A 19,534-nucleotide genomic window follows, 5' to 3' on the forward strand; every position below is an offset into this window, starting at 1 on the left:
CCAACAATGGGAGTTAAGTCATGACAATTTACAAGAGCAATGGCGATTGCGTTCCGGATCACATCCTGGCCATGGCCGAAGAAGCCAAGGCAGGCAAGGTCGATCGCCGCGAATTCCTGGCCATGGCCAGCGTCTTCGGTGCGTCGACGGCAATGGCTTACGGCTTGCTCGGCCTCGCCGACCCGACGCCGGCGAAGGCCGAAGAGGTAAAAGGCAAGAAGGGCGGCACGCTGAAGATCGCCCAGTGGATCAAGGATCCCAAGGACCCGCGCAAGGCCGACTGGTCGGAAATCGCCAATGCCGAGCGCCAGGCGCTCGAGCCGCTGGTCAAGTACACATCCGAATACACGTTCCGGCCCTATCTGCTGGAGAGCTGGGACGTCAACGACGACGCCACGCAGTATACGTTGCATGTGCGCAAGGGCGTCACCTGGTCGAATGGCGATGCCTTCACCGCCGATGACGTCATCTTCAACCTGAAGCGCTGGGCCGACAAGAAAGCCGAAGGCAATTCCATGCCCGGCCGTCTCGGCTCACTGGTCAAGGACGACAAGCTCGACGAAAGCGCTGTCAGCAAGCCGGACGATCACACGGTGGTGCTGAAGCTCACCAAGCCCGACATCGCGTTGATCCCGAACATGTGCGACTATCCCGGCCTGATCGTCCACAAGAGCTTCGATGAGAAGGGCGGCGATTTCAAATCCTGCCCGATCGGCACCGGCCCGTTCGAGCTCGTCTCCTACGATGTCGGCCAGAAAGTGGTCTACAAGCGCCGCACCGACGACAAGTGGTGGGATGGCGAAGTGTTCCTCGATGGGCTGGAATTCATCGACTACGGCACCGATCCGGCGGCCATGGTCAGTGCTTTCGAAGCCGGCGAAGTCCACACCAATTTCGAGACCTCGGCCGACTACGTGTCGATCCTCGACGGCATGGACCTGGTAAAGTCGGAGATCGTCACCGCATCGACCATCGTCTGCCGCACCAACGTCAACAACAAGCCCTATGGCGACCAGAAGGTGCGCAACGCGCTGCAGCTTGGCGTTGACAACAATGTCGTCCTCCAGCTTGGCTACGGCAATGCCGGCTCGGTCGCCGAGAACCACCATGTCTGCTCGATCCATCCGGAATATTACGAGTTGCCCAAGATTGCCCGTGATCCGGCCAAGGCGAAGGCGCTGATGGCGGAAGCCGGGCAGGCCGACTTCGAACACGAGCTGATTACCGTCGACGAAGACTGGCACAAGAACACCGGCGATGCCATCGCCGCTCAGTTGCGCGACGCCGGTATCAAGGTGAAGCGCACCGTTCTGCCGGGTTCGACGTTCTGGAACGACTGGACGAAGTATCCGCTGTCGATGACCAACTGGAACATGCGCCCGCTCGGCGTTCAGGTCTTGGCCATCGCCTACCGCACCGGCGAGGCCTGGAATGAGGCCGGTTGGTCGAACCCGGACTGGGATGCCAAGCTCAATGCGGCGCTCGCCGTTGCCGACGCCGCCAAGCGCAAGGAAATGATGAAGGACATCGAGCAGATCCTGCAGGATTCCGGCATCCTGATCCAGCCATACTGGCGCAAGCTCTACAGCCACTCGGTCAAGGCGGTGCAGAACTACAAGATGCACCCGACCTTCGAGCGCGACTACGGCAAGGTCTGGCTCGACCAGGCTTGATCGCACCGACAAGGGGAAGGGGCGTCGCCCCTTTCCGTCGCTCTTTGCATCATCCGTCCCTGTTGGTCCGCGCTTTCTCAAAAAAGTTGCGGACTCACGGGCAAGGTGATGCGACAAAAACAGGGTTGATCGCATCCGAAGGCCTGTTTGACAGCCAGCCCTGCCGGTCACGGCAGGGTTGGCTTTCATAGCCGGCTCGAACCCCAACCCATCGGCAGGGGGCCGCCATGCTTTCCTTCGTTATCAGGCGTCTTGGCACCATGGCATTGACGATGCTGTGCCTGACCATGGTCGTCTTCTTCCTGATCAACCTCGAACCCAATCTGAAGAAGCTGGCGATCAGCCAGACCGAAATGCACACATCGGCCGAGCAGCTCGAGAGCTGGCTAGTCAACCATGGCTACCGGCAGAACTTCTTCGTCCGCTATGGGCAGTGGCTGGGCCTCGTGCCCAAGCAGCCGGTGACCGACCCGGCGACCGGCAAGCCGGCCCAGCGTTTCTCCTTCTGCAACGACCCGCTCGTCTCGACGTTCTCCGGCGTTCTCGAAGGCGATTTCGGCTGCTCGACCAAGTTCAAGGCAACGGTCGCCTCGAAACTGTTTCCCGCGCTCGGCGCCACCGGCATCCTGATGTTCTGGGTGCTGGTGGTAATGGTGCCGATCTCGTTGCTGATCGGCATCCTTGCCGGCATGCGCGAGGGGTCGCGAACCGACCGTGTTCTGTCGGTGGCCTCGATCGCCTCGACGGCGACGCCTGAGTATGTGTCGGGCGTCATCTTCACCGTCATCTTCGCCTCATGGCTCGGCTGGCTGAACGGCTCGGCGGCCTCGGCCAGCCAGGGCATCACCTTCTATAATTTCACGCTGCCAGTGATGACGTTGGCGATCTACGGCATCGGCTACATCGCCCGCATGACGCGCGCTTCGATGGTCGAGGTTATGACACAGCAATATATCCGCACCGCCCGATTGAAGGGGCTCTCGTTCGGCAGCGTGGTGGTCAAACACGCGTTGCGCAACGCGCTGATCGCGCCCTTCACCGTCATCATGCTGCAATTTCCCTGGCTGCTCACCGGCGTCGTCATCGTCGAGGTGATGTTCCGCTACCAGGGGTTCGGCTATACGCTGGTCGAGGCGGCCGGCAACAACGACATCGACCTTTTGCTCGGCTGCTCGCTGGTCTCGGTGTTCATCGTCTTGATCACGCAGCTCATTTCCGATGTCGGCTACGCGTTTCTCAATCCGCGTATCAGAGTTCAGTAGGGGCGAAGCGGATGCCGGTTCAATACATCAGTGGCTTCACCGTCGTTCTCGAAGTGCTGTCGCGCTTCTGGCCCGTCTGGATCGCCCTCCTCATCGTCATGGGGGCGAGCTTCGCCTACAAGAAAAAGTTGGCGCTTTACGGCCAGCTCTTCGACAGCGGCGTCGGCATCGTCGGCGTCGGCATCTGCCTGTTCTGGCTGTTCACGGCAATCTTCGCCGCAACTATCTCGCCCTTCGATCCGCTGGCCCAGATCCCCATCATGAAGGACGTGCTGCCGGGCGCCGTCGAACCGCAATCGGGCCTGACCTATCTGTTCGGCGGCGACAAGCTGGCGCGCGACGTGTTTTCGCGCATGGTTTATGGCAGCCAGATCGTGCTGATCATCGCACCTGCCGCAACCGGCTTCGCGCTGATGGTCGGCATCACGCTCGGCCTGCCGGCAGGCTACTATGGCGGCAAGATCGACACCGTGCTGTCGTTCCTGGCCAATTTGGTGCTCGCCTTCCCGGTTATCCTGCTGTTCTACCTGCTGGTGACGCCTGGCATCATGGACACGCCGATCCCCTATGGCATGGCCGGCGTCTTCTTCCTGTTTCCGATCATCTTCTTCAGCGTGCTGTTCTGGACGCGCTACAAGAACCGGCCCGACCGGCTTTACATCCTGCTCGGCATCACCCTGATCCTCGGAGGCTGGATCTACCTCGGCCTTGTGTTCGACAGGGACCCGCTGCACATCGTCCATATCGATCCCAACCAGCTCAACATCTTCGTGGCGGTGGTGTTCGCCTCCAGCCCCGGCGTGTTCCGCATCGTGCGCGGCCTGGTGATGGACATCAAGACGCGCGACTATGTGGCGGCGGCGCAGACGCGCGGTGAATCGCCCTGGTACATCATGCTGTGGGAGATCCTGCCCAATGCGCGCGGGCCGCTGATCGTCGATGCCTGCCTGCGTATCGGCTACACCACGATCCTGCTCGGCACGCTCGGTTATTTCGGCCTAGGTCTGGCGCCGGAAAGTCCGGACTGGGGCACCGCGATCAAGGACGCCAGCCGCCTGCTGCGCTCCTTCATCCACCCGGCGCTGCCGCCGACGATCGCGCTGATGTCGTTCGTGCTGGGCTTGAACCTGCTCGCCGATTCGCTGCGCGAACAATCGATGAAAGACTGATCTCACGGGTTTCGACCCGACGTGCCTGAGAGAATCAGGCCTGAAAGAACCAGGATTGGAGCGACCCATGAATGAGGCAGTTCGAAATCCCTCAGAACCGATCATCGAGATCGAGAACCTGTCGATCTCCTTCTTCACCCGCAAGGGCGAGATCCCGGCCGTCATGGATTTTTCCTGCACCGTCATGCCGGGCGAGGCGATGGGCATCGTCGGCGAATCCGGCTGCGGCAAGTCGACCGTGTCGCTCGGCATCATGCGCGACCTCTCCAACATCGGGAAGATCGTCGGCGGCAAGATCAAGTTCCAGGGCAAGGACATGGGCGAGCTCTCCGACGAAGAGTTGCGTTCCATTCGCGGCAACAAGATCGCGATGATCTACCAGGAGCCGATGGCCAGCCTCAACCCGGCGATGAAGGTCGGCCAGCAGTTGATGGAAGTGCCGCTGATCCATGACAAGGTGTCGAAGGAAGAGGCCTACAAACGCGCACTCGACATGGTCCGCTCGGTCAAGCTGCCCGACCCCGAGCGCATGATGCGCTCCTATCCGCACCAGCTTTCGGGTGGCCAGCAGCAGCGCATCGTCATTGCCATGGCGCTGCTGTCGAAGCCGGCGCTGCTTCTGCTCGACGAACCGACGACGGCGCTGGACGTGACGGTGGAAGCGGGCATTGTCGACCTGGTCAAGGGGCTCGGCGAGAAGTTCGGCACGTCGATGATCTTTGTCTCGCACAATCTCGGCCTGATCCTGGAAACCTGCGATCGCATCACCGTGATGTATTCGGGGGAAGCGGTCGAGACCGGCAAGATCAAGGACGTGTTCGACCGGATGCGCCATCCCTACACGCAAGGGCTGTTCCGCTCGATCCCGCTGCCGGGCGCCGACAAGAACTCAAGGCCGCTGATTTCGATCCCAGGCCAATTACCGCTGCCGCACGAGCGGCCCAAGGGCTGCAATTTCGGCCCGCGCTGCCACCATTTCGTCGAGGGTGTCTGCAACGCCGCCGAAATCCCGATGATCGAGGTCGCGGGTCACGAAGGCCATTTCTCGCGCTGCGTGCGTTTCAACGAGATCGACTGGGACGCGTTGCCGCCCGGCGCCAAGAAGGTCAATGAGCGCGTCGTGCCCGGTGCGCCGGTGCTCAAGATCGAGGATCTGAGAAAATACTACAAGGTCGGCGGCAGCGAGGTGTTCGGCTCGAGCGAAGGTCGCGTCGTCAAGGCCAACGAGACGATCTCGTTCACGGCGCGCGAATCCGAGACCGTTGCCATCGTCGGCGAATCCGGCTGCGGAAAATCGACTCTGGCCAAGGTGCTGCTCGGGCTGGAGACGGCAAGTGCCGGCAAGGTGACGCTGGGCAACAAGGAAATCCAGTCGACCGGCATCGAGAAGCGCAGTGTCGAAACCGTATCGTCGATCCAGATGGTGTTCCAGAATCCGTTCGACACGCTCAATCCCAGCCATTCGGTCGGTTCGCAGATCATCCGCACGCTGGAGAAGTTCAATGTAGGCAAGACGGTTGCCGATCGCCGCAAGCGCATGCTGGAACTGCTCGACCTGGTGAAGCTGCCGCGGGCGTTCGAGACCCGCAAGCCGCGGCAGCTTTCGGGCGGCCAGAAGCAGCGCATTGGCGTGGCGCGTGCCTTTGCCGGCGACGCCAAGGTGGTGGTAGCCGACGAGCCGGTCTCGGCGCTCGACGTGTCCGTGCAGGCGGCGGTGACCGAACTGCTGATGGACATCCAGCGCAAGAACAAGACGACGATGCTGTTCATCAGCCACGATCTGTCCGTCGTGCGCTACATCGCCGACCGCGTCGTCGTGATGTATCTGGGCTACATCGTCGAGCAGGGCACGACCGACCAGATCTTCGCACCGCCCTATCACCCCTATACCGAGGCGCTGCTGTCGGCGATCCCGATCGCCGACACCAGCGTGGTCAAGCGGCACATCGTGCTGGAAGGCGACATTCCGTCGGCAATGAACCCGCCGTCGGGCTGTCCGTTCCAGACCCGCTGCGGCTACAAGAAGCTGGTGCCGGACAATCTGTGCGAGACCAAGGTGCCGCCGGTCAAGCATCTCGGCGACGGCCATATGAGCCTGTGCTGGCTCTCCGACGATGTGCTGGCCAAGATGGAGCCGGTGATCAAGTTCGACAAGGAACACGCGGCTAATGAGGGTGTGCCGGAAGACGCGCCGCATGGCGATGGCCCTGGGTTTGTCGGCACGCCACCCAACCGGCCGCATGGCAAGACAGGCAGCGCGGAAGCCGATGCGGTGGGGCAAGCTGCCGAGGAGACCGAAGCCGTTTCGAAAGCCCGCCGCCACGAGGTCCGCGACGAGGTTTCGGAAACCGGCGCACCCGCGACGGATGCCAACGCGACCTCGGCGCCGTTCACGCCAAGAACGCTTGGTGACGGCCGTCAGGCGGAGAGTGCACGCGTCGCACCGGCTGTTGGGCGAGCCACGAGGCAGGCCAAACCAGGCCAGGGTGCGACAAAGACGAGCGGAACTGCCGAGCCGGCCCGGCTGACCGGCGCAAGTGCTGTCGACAAGAACCGCCCGTCGGGCATCGCCAGGCCGGCCAAGCCGGACGATCTGAAGCTGATCGCCGGCGTTGGCCCAAAGATCGAGGGCATCCTGAACGGCCTCGGCATCTTCACCTATGCGCAGGTCGCGGCGTGGAAGAAGGCCGAGCGCGAATGGGTTGACGACCATCTGAAATTCCATGGCCGCATCGAGCGCGACGACTGGGTCAAGCAGGCCAAGGCGCTCGCCAAGGGCGGCGAGGCGGAATACAGCAAGGTGTTCGGCAAGAAGCCGCGCTGACGGGAACGGACGCTATTTAGCTGCCGCACTCGTTCAATTGCTGCGCGTAGTCCCGTGCCATCTTTTCGGTGGCCCGGGCATAGCCCTGCACGCCGGCATCTCCCCGGTTGCCGCGGCCATAGGCGGTCCAGCCGAGATAGTAGGCGAGATAGAGATTGTAGGTGTCGTTGCGGGCGACGCCGTAAGTGTCTGATGTCTTGGAATGATACCAGCCGACGAAATCGACCGCATCGGCGAATTTCGTCCGCCGCGCCGCCCAGTTGCCGGTCTCTCGCTGATATTGCGACCAGGTGCCGTCCAGCGCCTGCGAGAAGCCGGTGGCCGACGAGACGTGCTTCCACGGAATGAAGCCGAGAAGCTTGGTGCGTGGCGGCCGGGCGTTGCTCTTGAAGCCGGATTCCTTGCGCACCGTCGCCATCAGCACGGGAACGGGGATGCCGTATTTCTGCTGGGTGCGCTCGGCGGCCGACTGCCAGTTGTCGAACCAGCCGTCATTCTGGTCGAAGACGGCGCAGACATTGTTGATGTGATTGGGCGGCGTGGCGCAGGCCGAAAGCGCCAGCAGCACGCAAACCGCACCAATTTTACTAAAACTCGAACTACGCATTGGCAGAGCAATAGGCCGAAATCATAAAGGGAATCTTGCAGCGTCCGTTAACGCTTCGCCGGCGCAGTCTCTCAAGGAAATCCAGCATCAGTAATCCGACATGTCTTGTCGTTTTATCTAAACAGATATTACAGAAATGCCGCCGTGGCTAAAATCACGCCCGCAAACGGCGTATTTCTGACAGCTTGGCTGGTTTGCCGGGGCTTTGATGCCGAGCATGAACGAACCAAGACGCAAACGCGGCGCCGAGCGCACCAGCAACAGAGGTCCGTCGGCCATCCCGCAACTGTCGCTCAGGCGGGTGACCAATCCCTATCCCCCGATGGCCATGCTGTCGCCCGACCAGATCGAGCAGATCCACCAGGCGTCGATGCACATCCTGGAGAATTTCGGCATCGAGGTGATGAGCCCGCGCGCGCTGACGCTGTTCGAGAAGGCCGGCGCCAGGATCGATCATGCCTCGGCGAATGTCTGCATCGATCGCGGCCTGGTCGACGAGGCGCTGAAGACCACGCAGTCCAGCTACGTGCTGACGCCGCGCAATCCGGCCAATGCCATCCATCTCGGCGGCAACACGATCAATTTCACGCTCGTTGCCGGGCCGCCCAATGTGCACGACATGGAGCGCGGCCGCCGCGCCGGCAATTTGCGCGACTATTCGGATCTCACCCGGCTGGCGCAGCATTTCAACTGCATCCACATGCTCGGCAACCAGGTCTGCGCGCCGGTGGAACTGCCGGCAAACTCGCGCCATCTCGACACCTATTTCACCAATCTGACGCTGACCGACAAGAGTTTCCATGTCTCGGCGATCGGCCGGGGCAGGGCACTGGACGGCATCGAGATGATGGCCATCGCGCGTGGGTTGACGCTTGACCAGATGCGCGACGATCCCGGCATCGCCACCATCATCTCGGTCAACTCGCCGCGCCGCTTCGACGAGATGATGGCCGAGGGGCTGATGACCATGGCCGAGTTCGGCCAGTCGGTGGCGGTGACGCCGTTCACGCTGATGGGGGCGATGAGCCCGGTGACGCTGGCAGGCGCGCTGGCGCAGCAGAACGCCGAGGCGCTGTTCGGGGTCGTGCTGACGCAGCTTGTCCGTCCGGGCGCGCCGGTCATGTATGGCGCCTTCACCTCCAATGTCGACATGAAGTCGGGCGCGCCAGCCTTCGGCACGCCTGAGAACACCAAGGCCAATATTGCGTCAGGGCAGTTGGCGCGGCGCTATCGGCTTCCGTACCGCACGACGCCGGGCTCGGCCTCCAACGCCGCCGATGCACAAGGCGCCTATGAGACGCTGATGGCGCTGTGGGGCGCGGTGCTCGGCCACGGCAATCTCGTCTACCACGCCGCCGGCTGGCAGGAGGGAGGGCTGACGGCGTCGTTCGAAAAACTCATCATCGATGTCGAGATGATCCAGCACATGATGGAGTTTCTGCGCCCGATCGAGGTCAACGAGGCGGAACTTGCCGTCGAGGCGCTTGGCGCGGTGCCGACCGGCGGGCATTTCTTCGGCGAGCCGCATACGCTCGAGCGCTACGCTACCGCCTTCTATCAGCCGATGCTGTCCAACTGGCAGAATTACGAAGCCTGGCAGGAGGCCGGCGGGCTCGACGCCACGGCGCGGGCGACGCGGCTGTGGAAGAAGGCGCTGGAAGACTATGTCGAGCCGGTGATGGATATCGCCGTGCGCGAGGCGCTGGAGGCTTACATGGCTAGGCGCAAGGAAGCGATCGGGCAGGGCGAGCCGTGATGGTCACAGGTTTGCACGCGTGCGGCCTGGCTCCTCCCGATCCGATTCATCTCACCCATCCAACTCACTGATATCAGAGAAAAATCCATGAAATCGCATGCAAAGGTCGTGGTCATTGGCGGTGGCGTCGTCGGGTGCTCCGTGCTGTTCCATCTCGCCCGCCACGGCTGGACCGATGTTGTGCTGCTGGAGCGCGACGAACTGACATCCGGCTCGACCTGGCACGCGGCCGGCGGCATGCATACGATCAATGGCGACCCCAACGTAGCCAAGCTGCAGAAATACACGATCAGTCTCTACAAGGAGATCGAGGAGCTTTCCGGCCAGGCGACCGGCGTGCATCTGACCGGCGGCGTGCTTCTGGCGGCGACCGAGGCACGGCTGGACTGGCTGCGCGGTGTCGTTGCCAAGGGCCGCTATCTCGGCATCGAGCTCGAGGAAATCTCGCCCAACGAAGCGGCCGAGCTGATGCCGCTGCTCGATCCCAAGCAGTTCGTCGGTGCCGTCAGAAACAAGGAGGACGGCCATCTCGATCCCTCGGGCGTCACCCACGCCTATGCCAAGGCGGCGCGCAAGCTGGGCGCCGAGGTCGAGCGATTCACCAAGGTCGAGGACATCGTGCGGCGCTCCGACGGGCTGTGGCGGGTCATCACCAACAGGGGCGAAGTGGTGGCCGAGCATGTCGTCAATGCCGGCGGCCTGTGGGCGCGCGAGGTCGGCCGCATGGTCGGCCTCGAACTGCCGGTGCTGGCCATGGAGCACATGTACCTGATCACCGAGGATATGCCGGAGGTCGCCGCCTGGAACGCCAAGACCGGCACCGAGATCATCCACGCGGTCGATTTCGATGGCGAGCTCTATCTGCGCCAGGAGCGCGGCGGCATGCTGATGGGCACCTATGAAAAGGCCAACAAGCCATGGTCCGAATACCAGACGCCGTGGAATTTCGGCCATGAATTGCTGGCGCCCGACATCGACCGCATCGCGCCGTCGCTGGAGGTCGGGTTCCGGCACTTCCCGGCCTTCCAGAACACCGGCATCAAGCAGATCATCAACGGGCCCTTCACCTTCGCGCCGGACGGCAACCCGCTGGTCGGACCGGTGCGCGGGCTGCCTGGCTTCTGGGTCGCCTGCGGTGTCATGGCCGGTTTTTCGCAGGGCGGCGGCGTTGGCCTCGCCTTGTCGAACTGGATGATCGAGGGCGATCCCGGCGCCGATATCTGGGCGATGGATGTCGCACGCTATGGCGATTGGGCGACGATGGCCTACACCAACGCCAAGGTGCGCGAGAACTATTCCAGGCGATTCTCGATCCGCTTCCCCAATGAGGAGCTGCCAGCAGGACGGCCGCTGAAGACGACGCCGGTCTATGACTTGCTGTCGGCCAAGGGTGCGCAATGGGGCGTTGCCTATGGGCTGGAGGTGCCGCTCTGGTACGCGCCCGAGGGCGTCAAGGACGAATTCTCCTGGCGCCGCTCGAGCGACTTCACCCAAGTTGCCAACGAGGTCGCAACGGTTCGCGACGGTGTCGGCCTGTCCGAGATTTCGAGCTTCGCCAAATACAAGGTGACGGGCGTGGGGGCGGCCGCCTGGCTCGACCGGATGCTTGCCTGCAAGCTGCCCAAGCCCGGTCGCATGACGCTGGCGCCGATGCTGAAGGAAGACGGCAGAATGATCGGCGACTTCACGCTGTCCAATCTCGGCCCTCTTGATCGAGATGGGGAAGGCTGGTTCCTCGCCGGCTCCGGGATCGCCGAGCAATACCATATGCGCTGGTTCGAGAAACACCTGCCTGATGATGGTTCGGTGCACATTGAGGCGCTGGGCGCGAAGCTCACCGGTCTGTCGATCGCCGGGCCGAAGGCGCGCGATGTGCTGGAAAAGGCCACACGCTCGGATGTCTCCAATACGGCATTTCCGTTCATGGCCATTGGCAGGATGGATATCGGCATGGCGCCGTGCCTGGTCGGCCGCGTCAGCTACACCGGCGATCTCGGCTATGAGATCTGGGTGACGCCGGAGTATCAGCGCGCCGCATTCCAGGCCCTGACGGCAGCCGGCGAGGAATTCGGCATCGGCCTGTTCGGCTCGCGCGCGCTCAACGCGCTGCGGCTGGAAAAGAGCTATGGCTCATGGGCACGCGAATACCGGCCTATCTACGGACCGCTGGAAGCCGGGCTCGACCGCTTCGTCGCCTACGGCAAGGATGCCGATTTCATCGGCAAGGCCGCGGCACTCGCCGAGCGCAAGCAGGGCGGCAAATTGCGCCTGCGCGCCTTCATCGTCGATGCCGACGATGCCGATGTCATCGGCGACGAGCCGATCTGGTTCGATGGTGCGGTGCGCGGCTGGGTGACCTCGGGCGGCTACGCGCATCATTCGAAGAAATCCGTCGCCGTCGGCTACGTGCCGAAGGAGATCGCCGACGAGAGCGATGGCTTCGAGATCGAGTTGCTGGGCAAACGCCATGCGGCGCGCATGCAGGCGGCGCCGCTGTTCGACGCCAATTTCGAAAGGATGCGCGCCTGAAGCGCTTCGGCTTTGCCGATGCGCTTCAGATACCTGTTTTGTGCATGTCGTTGTCCCAAAAGCGCTGCGCATCCTCTTTCTGGAGTCAGGCGTTGCGGCGGTTGTCCACCGCAAATGCGCCGGCGCCGGCAAATACCAGATAGAGGAAGATGAAGCAGAACGAGATCGCCGCATCGCCGCCGTTGTTGACCGGGAAGAAGTCGCGCGGGAAGTGCGCCATGAAATAGGCGATCGCCATTTCGCCGGCCAGAAGGAACGCGACCGGTCGGGTGAACAGCCCCAACGCCAGCAGAATGCCGCCAGCGAATTCGAGGATGCCGGAGGTGAGTGCCAGCCCGCTCAAAGCACCGGCGTGGTCGCTGACCGGGAAATTGAACAGTTTCTGGCTGCCGTGTTCGATGAACTGCAGCGCGGTCATGATGCGCAGCACGCCCAGAGCCTGCGGCTTATACTTGGCGAGGCTTTCGAAAAGCTTCATGCAAAACTCCATTTTAGCTTCGGATCGGCCATAGATTATCGCCCGGAAATGGACCATTCACTTCCCACGGCCTGCCATCAACAATCGGTGATTGGAAATCTTTCCCCAATCCGACTTTCCATATTTCTCACGTCAGGGTTGCATTCATATCTCTATGGTTGTATTAATGTGCGGATATTTCAAATCAGGTGGGTTCCCTTTGCCATGAAGAAAGTCGTCATCAGCCTGTTCGCAATCCTTGCAGGCACCAGCTTCGCCATGGCCGAGGACGCCGGCTGCGAGGCCTTCAAATGGCCGGTGACGAGGGAGCAGGCGCTGTTTGCCGCCGCCCCGGCAACACCGTCCGGAGCGGCGCTGGCGGTGGGCGCTGCCGCGGATCTGGCACTGGTGCCGGTGGAGAAGGCCGGCTTCGCGCTGGCGCCCGAACGTGCCCCCGCGTCAGGCACATTTGGTGCTGTCGCCAGCGTGGAGGTACCGGATGACGGAGCAATCCAGATCAGCCTGTCGGGCGAGGCCTGGGTTGATGTCATCCAGGATGGCCACGCCATCAAGTCGACGGGTTATAGCGGGGTGAAAACCTGCCCAGGCATCCGCAAGAGCGTGCGATTCAAGCTTGCGTCCGGTCCGGCCACCGTCCAGTTGAGCGGTGCGAAAAAGGCGAACCTGAAGGTGGCGGTGCTGGCGCCGGAGTGAACAGGCGCCGGCACGGTTAAACATCGGCAGGTCGCACGAACACCTTATCGCACCGGCGCCATCAAGGCGAAATGAGCGCCTTGCGGGTCCTGGCACTGGACGATCCAACTGCCGCCGGGGACCTCCATCGGCCCCATCAGAATCTTGCCGCCATTGTCGGTCACCCGTTTGGCCGCGGCATCGATGGCTGGAACGTTGAAATAGAACTGCCACACCGGGACCGGAATCTGCTCTGGCTTGTTCATGATGCCGCCGCCGGATTCGGGGCCGGCCGTGAAGGTCTGGTAGGTGCCCATCGGGCCCATGTCGAAATCGCCGGCATCGGCCCAACCGAACTGGTCGGAATAGAAATCGAACGCGGCCTTCCAGTCGCTCGTGTAAAGCTCGTGCCAGCCGATATGGCCCGGCGTGCTGGCCGGCACGACAGGCTGGTCCGGGCCGTTCGGCTGCAGGAACATGAACGTCGCGCCCTGCGGATCGGCGACGACGGCAAAGCGGCCGACGCCTGGAATGTCGTCGGGCTGGCGGCGAACGGCGCCGCCGGCTTTCTCCAGCGATGCCGTCGAGGTATCGACATCCTTGGTGTGGATATAGCCGAGCCAGGCGGGCGGCATGCCCATCTTGGCGGCAGCCTCCGGCATCGTCATCAGGCCGCCGACGCCACGCACGCCGACATTCATGACGACATAGCGCGGCATGCCGGGCGCCACGTCGAAAGGCTGCGCCGTCCAGCCGACTACATTGGTGTAGAACGCCTCTGCGGCGTCGAGATCTGATGTCATCAACTCGTACCAGAAGAAGGGCATCGGGAATTTCTGCATTTTCGGTCTCCTCACCTTCATGCATCGATCGTCGTCCGATCCATCCTAGGACGATCTTCACGACGGAAATCCGACACCCGCCCGGACAATAATGGTCGAACTGCAACAGGCGTTCCGAGGCTTGCATGCCCAGCGGTTTTCGATTTCTCTGCGGCAATGAGGGGTTGCCGTTCATGCGCTTGATGTCGCTCACGCCCGAGCTTGTCGCACTGTGCCATCGGGAGGAGGCCGATCCCGGTCCGGATCCGAGCTGGACGGAGTTGAACGACGAGGATTTCCGGACCCTTGCCGTGCGGCTATCTGGGGAAGCCGACGAGGGGCCGCTATGGGTGTTCGCTTACGGATCGCTGATCTGGAAGCCGGAATTCGAGTCGGTCGAGCAACAGCTCGCCACCGCCTTTGGCTGGCACCGCTCTTTCTGCCTCGACATGGTGCGCTGGCGCGGCAGCGCCGAGCAGCCGGGCTTGATGATGGCGCTCGAACGGGGGGGACGCTGCAACGGGGTGATCTACCGCTTGCCGGAGGGCGAAAAGCCGGCCCAGATCGAAAGGCTGCTGCGGCGCGAGATCAGCGACCACGAAAGCATCGACACGGTCAGGTGGCTGCCGGTGCATTCGGCGCAAGGTGCGCTGCGCGCGCTTGGCTTCTGGGTCGGCGTGAAGGGCAGGGGAACGTCGCTGAACCAGCCGCTGGACAGAGTGGCGAGCGTGCTGGCCAGGGCCTGCGGGCATATCGGATCCGGCGCCGAATATCTCTACAACACGGTCAGCCACCTCGAATCGTTCGGCATCCACGACCGCAACCTGTGGCGGTTGCAGCAGCTGGTCGCCGATGAGGTCAGGGCTATCCATGGCCACGGACTTGAGCCCGGCCATTCCCTCCCGCTGCAAAGGCAGCCGTAGTCGCCATAACATGAGTAAAAAAATCATGTTATTGTCGAGCCTTTTCAGAGGCTTGCGCCGAAAATTGACCAATTGATAAAAAAATAAAACGTGCTAGCTTTCTCCAAAACAAAACAAGGGGAACTGACGATGCCAGAAGGCCAATTCAGGGAAGGCATTGCAGGCGGCAGGCTCTCGGCCGACCAGTATGCGGAAAATTTCTCCGACTTGCATCCGCCGCTCGATCACCATGAAGCGCTGGTCGAATCCGACCGCTGCTACTTCTGCTATGACGCGCCGTGCATGAACGCATGCCCGACCTCGATCGACATTCCGCTGTTCATCCGCCAGATCTCGACCGGCAACCCGATCGGTTCGGCCAAGACCATCTTCGACCAGAACATCCTGGGCGGCATGTGCGCTCGGGTCTGCCCAACCGAGACGCTGTGCGAGGAAGTTTGCGTGCGCGAGGTGGCGGAAGGCAAGCCGGTGCAGATCGGTCGCCTGCAGCGCTATGCCACCGACATCGCCATGGGCGAGAACAAGCAGTTCTATCCGCGTGCCGAGCCGACCGGAAAGACAGTCGCCGTGGTCGGCGCCGGGCCGGCGGGCCTTGCCGCCGCGCACCGGCTCGCCCGCCACGGCCATGACGTGACCATCCTGGAGGCGCGCCCGAAGGCCGGCGGCCTCAACGAATACGGCATCGCGGCCTACAAGAGCGTCGACAATTTCGCCCAGGCCGAAGTCGACTACGTCACCGCGATCAGCGGCATCGACATCCAGAACGGCAAGGCGCTCGGCCGCGACTACCAGCTGTCCGATCTGATCCGCAATTACGACGCGGTGTTTCTCGGTATGGGGCTTGGCGGGGTCAATGCGCTGCGTGCCGATGGCGAGGACGCCGACGGCGTCATCAATGCGGTCGAGTTCATTGCCGACCTGCGTCAGGCCAGTGACCTTTCCGGCCTGCCGGTTGGCCGCCGCGTCGTCGTCATCGGCGGCGGCATGACGGCGATCGATGCCGCCGTGCAGTCGAAACTGCTCGGCGCGGAGGAGGTGACGATCTGCTACCGGCGCGGCCAGGAGCACATGAATGCTTCCGAGTTCGAGCAGGATCTGGCTGCCGCCAACGGCGTCACCATCCGCCACTGGCTGCAGCCGAAGCGGGTAATCGCCGACGGCGGCAAGGTGTCGGCCATCGAACTCGAATACACCGCCATGAACGGCGACCAGCTCGCTGGCACCGGCGAGACGCTGACGCTCGTTGCCGACCAGGTGTTCAAGGCGATCGGCCAGAGCTTTGTGCCGGCAGCGCTTAACGGAAGCGGTGTTTCGATCGACCTCGAGGCCGGCCGCATCAAGGTTGATGCGGAAGGGCGCACGTCACTGGCCAGGGTATGGGCCGGCGGCGACTGCATCTTCGGTGGCGACGACCTCACCGTCTCGGCGGTCGCGCAAGGCCGCGACGCGGCGGAGAGCATCAACAGGAGTCTGACGCGGGGATAGGGATCATGGCCACGATGGAACCGGGCATCGCCCGTCACTACGACATATCGGGTCTGGAGGAGCGGATCATTGCCGCGCTCGCCGACACGGGAGTGGACGTTGCCCATCTGCGCGCCGGCGATCTCGAAGCGGCCGATGAATTCCATATTGGCGGCGTGGCCGCCACCAAAGAACTCGTCAATCAGATGGACCTCAAGCCCGCAATCAAGCTTCTTGATATCGGATCTGGCATCGGCGGTCCGGCCCGCTTTGTCGCGAATAACGCAGGCGCTGAGGTCACCGGTATCGACCTGACGCAGAGCTATGTCGATATCGCGACAAGCCTGTCGAAGCGAACGGGAATGGCTGGCAAGACGCGCTTCGTTCAAGGCAGCGCGCTGGGCATGCCATTCGCGGATGACAGTTTCGATGCGGCAATCATCCTGCATGTCGGTATGAACCTTCCCGACAAGGCGAAGCTGATGAGCGAAACTGCTCGTGTGCTCAAGCCGGGCGGCGTTTTTGCCGTCTATGATGTGATGAGGCTGAAGGACGGCGCGCTGACCTATCCGCTGCCATGGGCAACTGATGAAACCATGTCCTTCGTTGCCACGCCGGATGACTATCGCTCGGCGGCGACGGCTGCGGGATTCTCGGTGACTGCTGAGCGACCACGCGGCGCCTTCGCCATCAAGTTCTTTGCAGAGGTCCGTGCACGCATGACCGCCGCGCAAGCAGAAGGCAAGAAGCCGCCGCCCGGCGTCGGCCTGATCATGGGCGAGGATGCCCGCACCAAGATCGCCAACCTCACCGCCGCGCTTGAAGGCGGCATTCTCGCACCCGTCGAATTGATCCTACGTCTCGGCTGAAAGGGACCTGTCATGGCAGACATCCGCAACAATTTCGTCGGCATCAAATCGCCAAATCCGTTCTGGCTGGCCTCGGCGCCGCCGACCGACAAGGCCTACAACGTCATCCGCGCCTTCAAGGCCGGCTGGGGCGGTGTGGTGTGGAAGACGCTGGGCGAGGAAGGCCCGCCGGTGGTCAACGTCAATGGCCCTCGCTATGGCGCGATCTGGGGCGCCGACCGCCGACTGCTCGGCCTCAACAACATCGAGCTGATCACCGACCGCGACCTGCAGGTCAATCTGCGCGAGATCAAGCAGGTCAAGAAGGACTGGCCTGATCGCGCCATCGTCGTCTCGCTGATGGTGCCTTGCGTCGAGGAGGCCTGGAAGGCGATCCTGCCGGTGGTCGAGGAGACGGAGGCCGACGGCATCGAACTCAATTTCGGCTGTCCGCACGGCATGTCGGAACGCGGCATGGGTGCCGCAGTCGGCCAGGTGCCGGAATATATCGAAATGGTGGTGCGCTGGTGCAAGCAGAACACCCGCATGCCTGTCATCACCAAGCTGACGCCCAACATCACCGATGTGCGCAAGCCTGCGCGTGCAGCACACGCCGGCGGCACCGACGCCGTGTCGCTGATCAACACCATCAACTCGATCACAGGCGTCGACCTCGACAACTTCGCGCCGCAGCCGACCATCGACGGCAAGGGCTCGCATGGCGGCTATTGCGGTCCGGCGGTGAAGCCGATCGCCATGAACATGGTGGCTGAGATCGCGCGCGATCCGGAAACCCACGGCCTGCCTATCTCCGGCATCGGCGGCATCACCACCTGGCGCGACGCGGCCGAGTTCATGGCGCTCGGCGCCGGCAACGTGCAGGTCTGCACGGCGGCGATGACCTATGGCTTCAAGATCGTGCAGGAGATGATCGCCGGTCTGGAAAACTGGATGGACGAGAAAGGCCATGCCTCGCTCGACGACATCGTCGGCCGCGCCACGCCCAACGTCACCGACTGGCAGTATCTCAACCTCAACTACGTCGCCAAGGCGCGTATCGACCAGGACGCCTGCATCAAATGCGGCCGCTGCCACATCGCCTGCGAGGATACCTCGCACCAGGCGATCACCAGCATGGTCGACGGTACTAGGCACTTCGAGGTCATCGAGGCCGAATGCGTCGGCTGCAATCTGTGCGTCAATGTCTGCCCGGTCGAGAACTGCATCACCATGGAGCCGCTGGCCGCCGGCGTAATGGACCAGCGCACCGGCAAGCCGGTGTCGCCGATCTACGCCAACTGGACGACGCACCCGAACAATCCGATGGCCAAGGTGGCGGCGGAGTAGGGGAGCCTCGACGAAAAAGCGGCGCCTTCGGGCGCCGTTTTTCATTTTCTTATTGCGGATAAAAATTATCCACGATAAAACATATCCATGAATTTGAGATCAACACAATGAAGCTGGGCGAGGGCGTTGAAGCAGCCATCCACTGCGCCGCCATGCTGGCCGGCGTCGAGGGCAACAGCACCCTGGCGGGCGCTGCGATGGCGGAGGCCTTTGGCCTGTCGCCGAGCTACCTCCTGAAGCATCTCAACATGCTGAGCGCGGCGCGCATTCTGGAGTCGGTCTCGGGTCCCGGCGGCGGCTACCGGCTGGCGCGGCCGGCCGAGCGGATTTCGCTGCTCGATATCGTGCTGGCGGTCGAAGGGCGCGAGCCGGCTTTCCGCTGTGGCGAAATCCGTCGCAACGGTCCGGTCAGGCTCGACGCTTCTGCCTATGTCAAACCCTGCGGCATCAATGTCGCGATGCTGAAGGCCGAGCGGGCCTATCGCGCTGCGCTCGCCGAGGCAAAGCTGTCCGATATCGTGGCCACTTACGCAGCGGAAGGCGACCCCAGATCGCTTGCCGCGAGCTGCGCTTTCGTCGAGCGCCATCAGCGGCCGCAGAAATCCAGTTCAACCAAGCAAGCGTAAAGGACATCAAGATGAAACAGAGGCTGCAATTTTTCGCCAAGGCGCCGGAGATCATGAAGGCAGTGTCGGCGCTCAACAAGGCGGTGGACGAATGCGGGCTCGAGAGAGGCCTGCTCCATCTGATCAAATTGCGGGCGTCGCAGATCAATGGCTGCTCGTACTGCGTCGAGATGCACAGCCGCGAGGCGAGGCGCGACGGCGAGACCGAGCAGCGGCTCTATCTGGTTTCGGCCTGGAAGGAATCGCCGCTGTTTTCCGAGCGCGAACGCGCCGCGTTGGCCTGGACCGAAGCCGTCACCCTGATCGCCAACAACGGCGTGTCGGACGAGCTCTATGCAAGGACGCTCGAGCATTTCTCGGAAGAGGAGCTGGTCAAGCTGTCCGTTGCGCTTGGCATGATCAACACCTGGAACCGGCTGTGCATCCCGTTCCAGGCCATTCACCCGATGCCGGCCGCCAAGGCCGCCTGATCGGCCGACCGTGTTTGGAGCGCCGTCGAGGGAGGCGGCGCTCCAACTGTTTGTAAAGGGGAAGT

Annotated in this window: 15 protein-coding genes and 1 pseudogene; 13 read left to right on the forward strand and 3 right to left on the reverse strand. The window is 62.7% G+C overall.

The window, feature by feature from the left end; all coding sequences use genetic code 11:
* Positions 1 to 20 precede the first annotated feature (20 nt).
* The 4 genes and pseudogenes from ASD99_RS04240 to ASD99_RS04255 form a co-directional block, all read left to right on the forward strand.
* Entirely contained in the window at positions 21 to 1,673 is a 1,653-nt protein-coding gene (locus ASD99_RS04240) for an ABC transporter substrate-binding protein (RefSeq protein ID WP_057142838.1), read from the forward strand.
* A gap of 227 nt (positions 1,674 to 1,900) precedes the next feature.
* Entirely contained in the window at positions 1,901 to 2,935 is a 1,035-nt protein-coding gene (locus ASD99_RS04245; RefSeq protein ID WP_082525270.1) for an ABC transporter permease, read from the forward strand.
* 11 nt (positions 2,936 to 2,946) lie between these two features.
* Entirely contained in the window at positions 2,947 to 4,104 is a 1,158-nt protein-coding gene (locus tag ASD99_RS04250) for an ABC transporter permease (RefSeq protein ID WP_056582764.1), read from the forward strand.
* A gap of 67 nt (positions 4,105 to 4,171) precedes the next feature.
* Positions 4,172 to 6,457: pseudogene (locus ASD99_RS04255) on the forward strand (dipeptide ABC transporter ATP-binding protein); the annotation flags it as partial.
* 487 nt (positions 6,458 to 6,944) lie between these two features.
* Here the strand turns inward: ASD99_RS04255 and ASD99_RS04260 are convergent.
* Complete coding sequence (locus ASD99_RS04260) at positions 6,945 to 7,535, reverse strand: transglycosylase SLT domain-containing protein (RefSeq protein WP_056582768.1); 591 nt, start codon at positions 7,533 to 7,535, stop codon at positions 6,945 to 6,947.
* A gap of 217 nt (positions 7,536 to 7,752) precedes the next feature.
* Here ASD99_RS04260 and ASD99_RS04265 point away from each other — a divergent pair, with 217 nt between their 5' ends.
* A complete protein-coding gene (locus ASD99_RS04265; protein WP_057142981.1) occupies positions 7,753 to 9,291 on the forward strand; it encodes a trimethylamine methyltransferase family protein in 1,539 nt (512 codons plus the stop codon).
* Between the two features lie 87 nt (positions 9,292 to 9,378).
* The gene (locus ASD99_RS04270) at positions 9,379 to 11,820 is read left to right on the forward strand and encodes a GcvT family protein (RefSeq protein ID WP_057142842.1); all 2,442 of its coding nucleotides are present in this window, start codon (positions 9,379 to 9,381) and stop codon (positions 11,818 to 11,820) included.
* An 85-nt stretch (positions 11,821 to 11,905) separates the two neighbouring features.
* Here ASD99_RS04270 and ASD99_RS04275 read toward each other — a convergent pair whose 3' ends face one another.
* On the reverse strand, positions 11,906 to 12,298 hold the full coding sequence (locus ASD99_RS04275) for a DoxX family protein (RefSeq protein ID WP_056582774.1): 393 nt from the start codon (positions 12,296 to 12,298) through the stop codon (positions 11,906 to 11,908).
* A gap of 204 nt (positions 12,299 to 12,502) precedes the next feature.
* Between ASD99_RS04275 and ASD99_RS04280 the strand changes: the two genes are divergently transcribed.
* Complete coding sequence (locus ASD99_RS04280) at positions 12,503 to 12,991, forward strand: hypothetical protein (RefSeq protein ID WP_056582776.1); 489 nt, start codon at positions 12,503 to 12,505, stop codon at positions 12,989 to 12,991.
* A 44-nt stretch (positions 12,992 to 13,035) separates the two neighbouring features.
* On the opposite strand, the gene ASD99_RS04285 is transcribed toward ASD99_RS04280, so the two are convergent.
* Positions 13,036 to 13,812 (reverse strand): VOC family protein, encoded by a 777-nt coding sequence (locus tag ASD99_RS04285; RefSeq protein ID WP_057142844.1) that lies wholly within the window; start codon positions 13,810 to 13,812, stop codon positions 13,036 to 13,038.
* Between the two features lie 173 nt (positions 13,813 to 13,985).
* On the opposite strand from ASD99_RS04285, the gene ASD99_RS04290 reads away from it, so the two are divergent.
* From ASD99_RS04290 to ASD99_RS04315, 6 genes are all read left to right on the forward strand, one after another.
* Positions 13,986 to 14,714 (forward strand): gamma-glutamylcyclotransferase, encoded by a 729-nt coding sequence (locus ASD99_RS04290; RefSeq protein WP_057142845.1) that lies wholly within the window; start codon positions 13,986 to 13,988, stop codon positions 14,712 to 14,714.
* Positions 14,715 to 14,843: 129 nt separating this feature from the next.
* Positions 14,844 to 16,199, forward strand: a complete 1,356-nt coding sequence (locus ASD99_RS04295) for an NAD(P)-dependent oxidoreductase (RefSeq protein ID WP_057142846.1) — start codon at positions 14,844 to 14,846, stop codon at positions 16,197 to 16,199.
* Positions 16,200 to 16,204: 5 nt separating this feature from the next.
* On the forward strand, positions 16,205 to 17,047 hold the full coding sequence (locus tag ASD99_RS04300) for a class I SAM-dependent methyltransferase (protein WP_057142848.1): 843 nt from the start codon (positions 16,205 to 16,207) through the stop codon (positions 17,045 to 17,047).
* A 12-nt stretch (positions 17,048 to 17,059) separates the two neighbouring features.
* Positions 17,060 to 18,373, forward strand: a complete 1,314-nt coding sequence (gene preA / locus ASD99_RS04305; RefSeq protein WP_057142849.1) for an NAD-dependent dihydropyrimidine dehydrogenase subunit PreA — start codon at positions 17,060 to 17,062, stop codon at positions 18,371 to 18,373.
* A 107-nt stretch (positions 18,374 to 18,480) separates the two neighbouring features.
* The gene (locus ASD99_RS04310) at positions 18,481 to 18,999 is read left to right on the forward strand and encodes an RrF2 family transcriptional regulator (protein ID WP_057142850.1); all 519 of its coding nucleotides are present in this window, start codon (positions 18,481 to 18,483) and stop codon (positions 18,997 to 18,999) included.
* An 11-nt stretch (positions 19,000 to 19,010) separates the two neighbouring features.
* Complete coding sequence (locus ASD99_RS04315; protein WP_056582787.1) at positions 19,011 to 19,469, forward strand: carboxymuconolactone decarboxylase family protein; 459 nt, start codon at positions 19,011 to 19,013, stop codon at positions 19,467 to 19,469.
* Positions 19,470 to 19,534: the final 65 nt, after the last annotated feature.

Origin of the sequence: Mesorhizobium sp. Root695, assembly GCF_001428185.1 — a bacterium.
Lineage (GTDB): Bacteria > Pseudomonadota > Alphaproteobacteria > Rhizobiales > Rhizobiaceae > Mesorhizobium.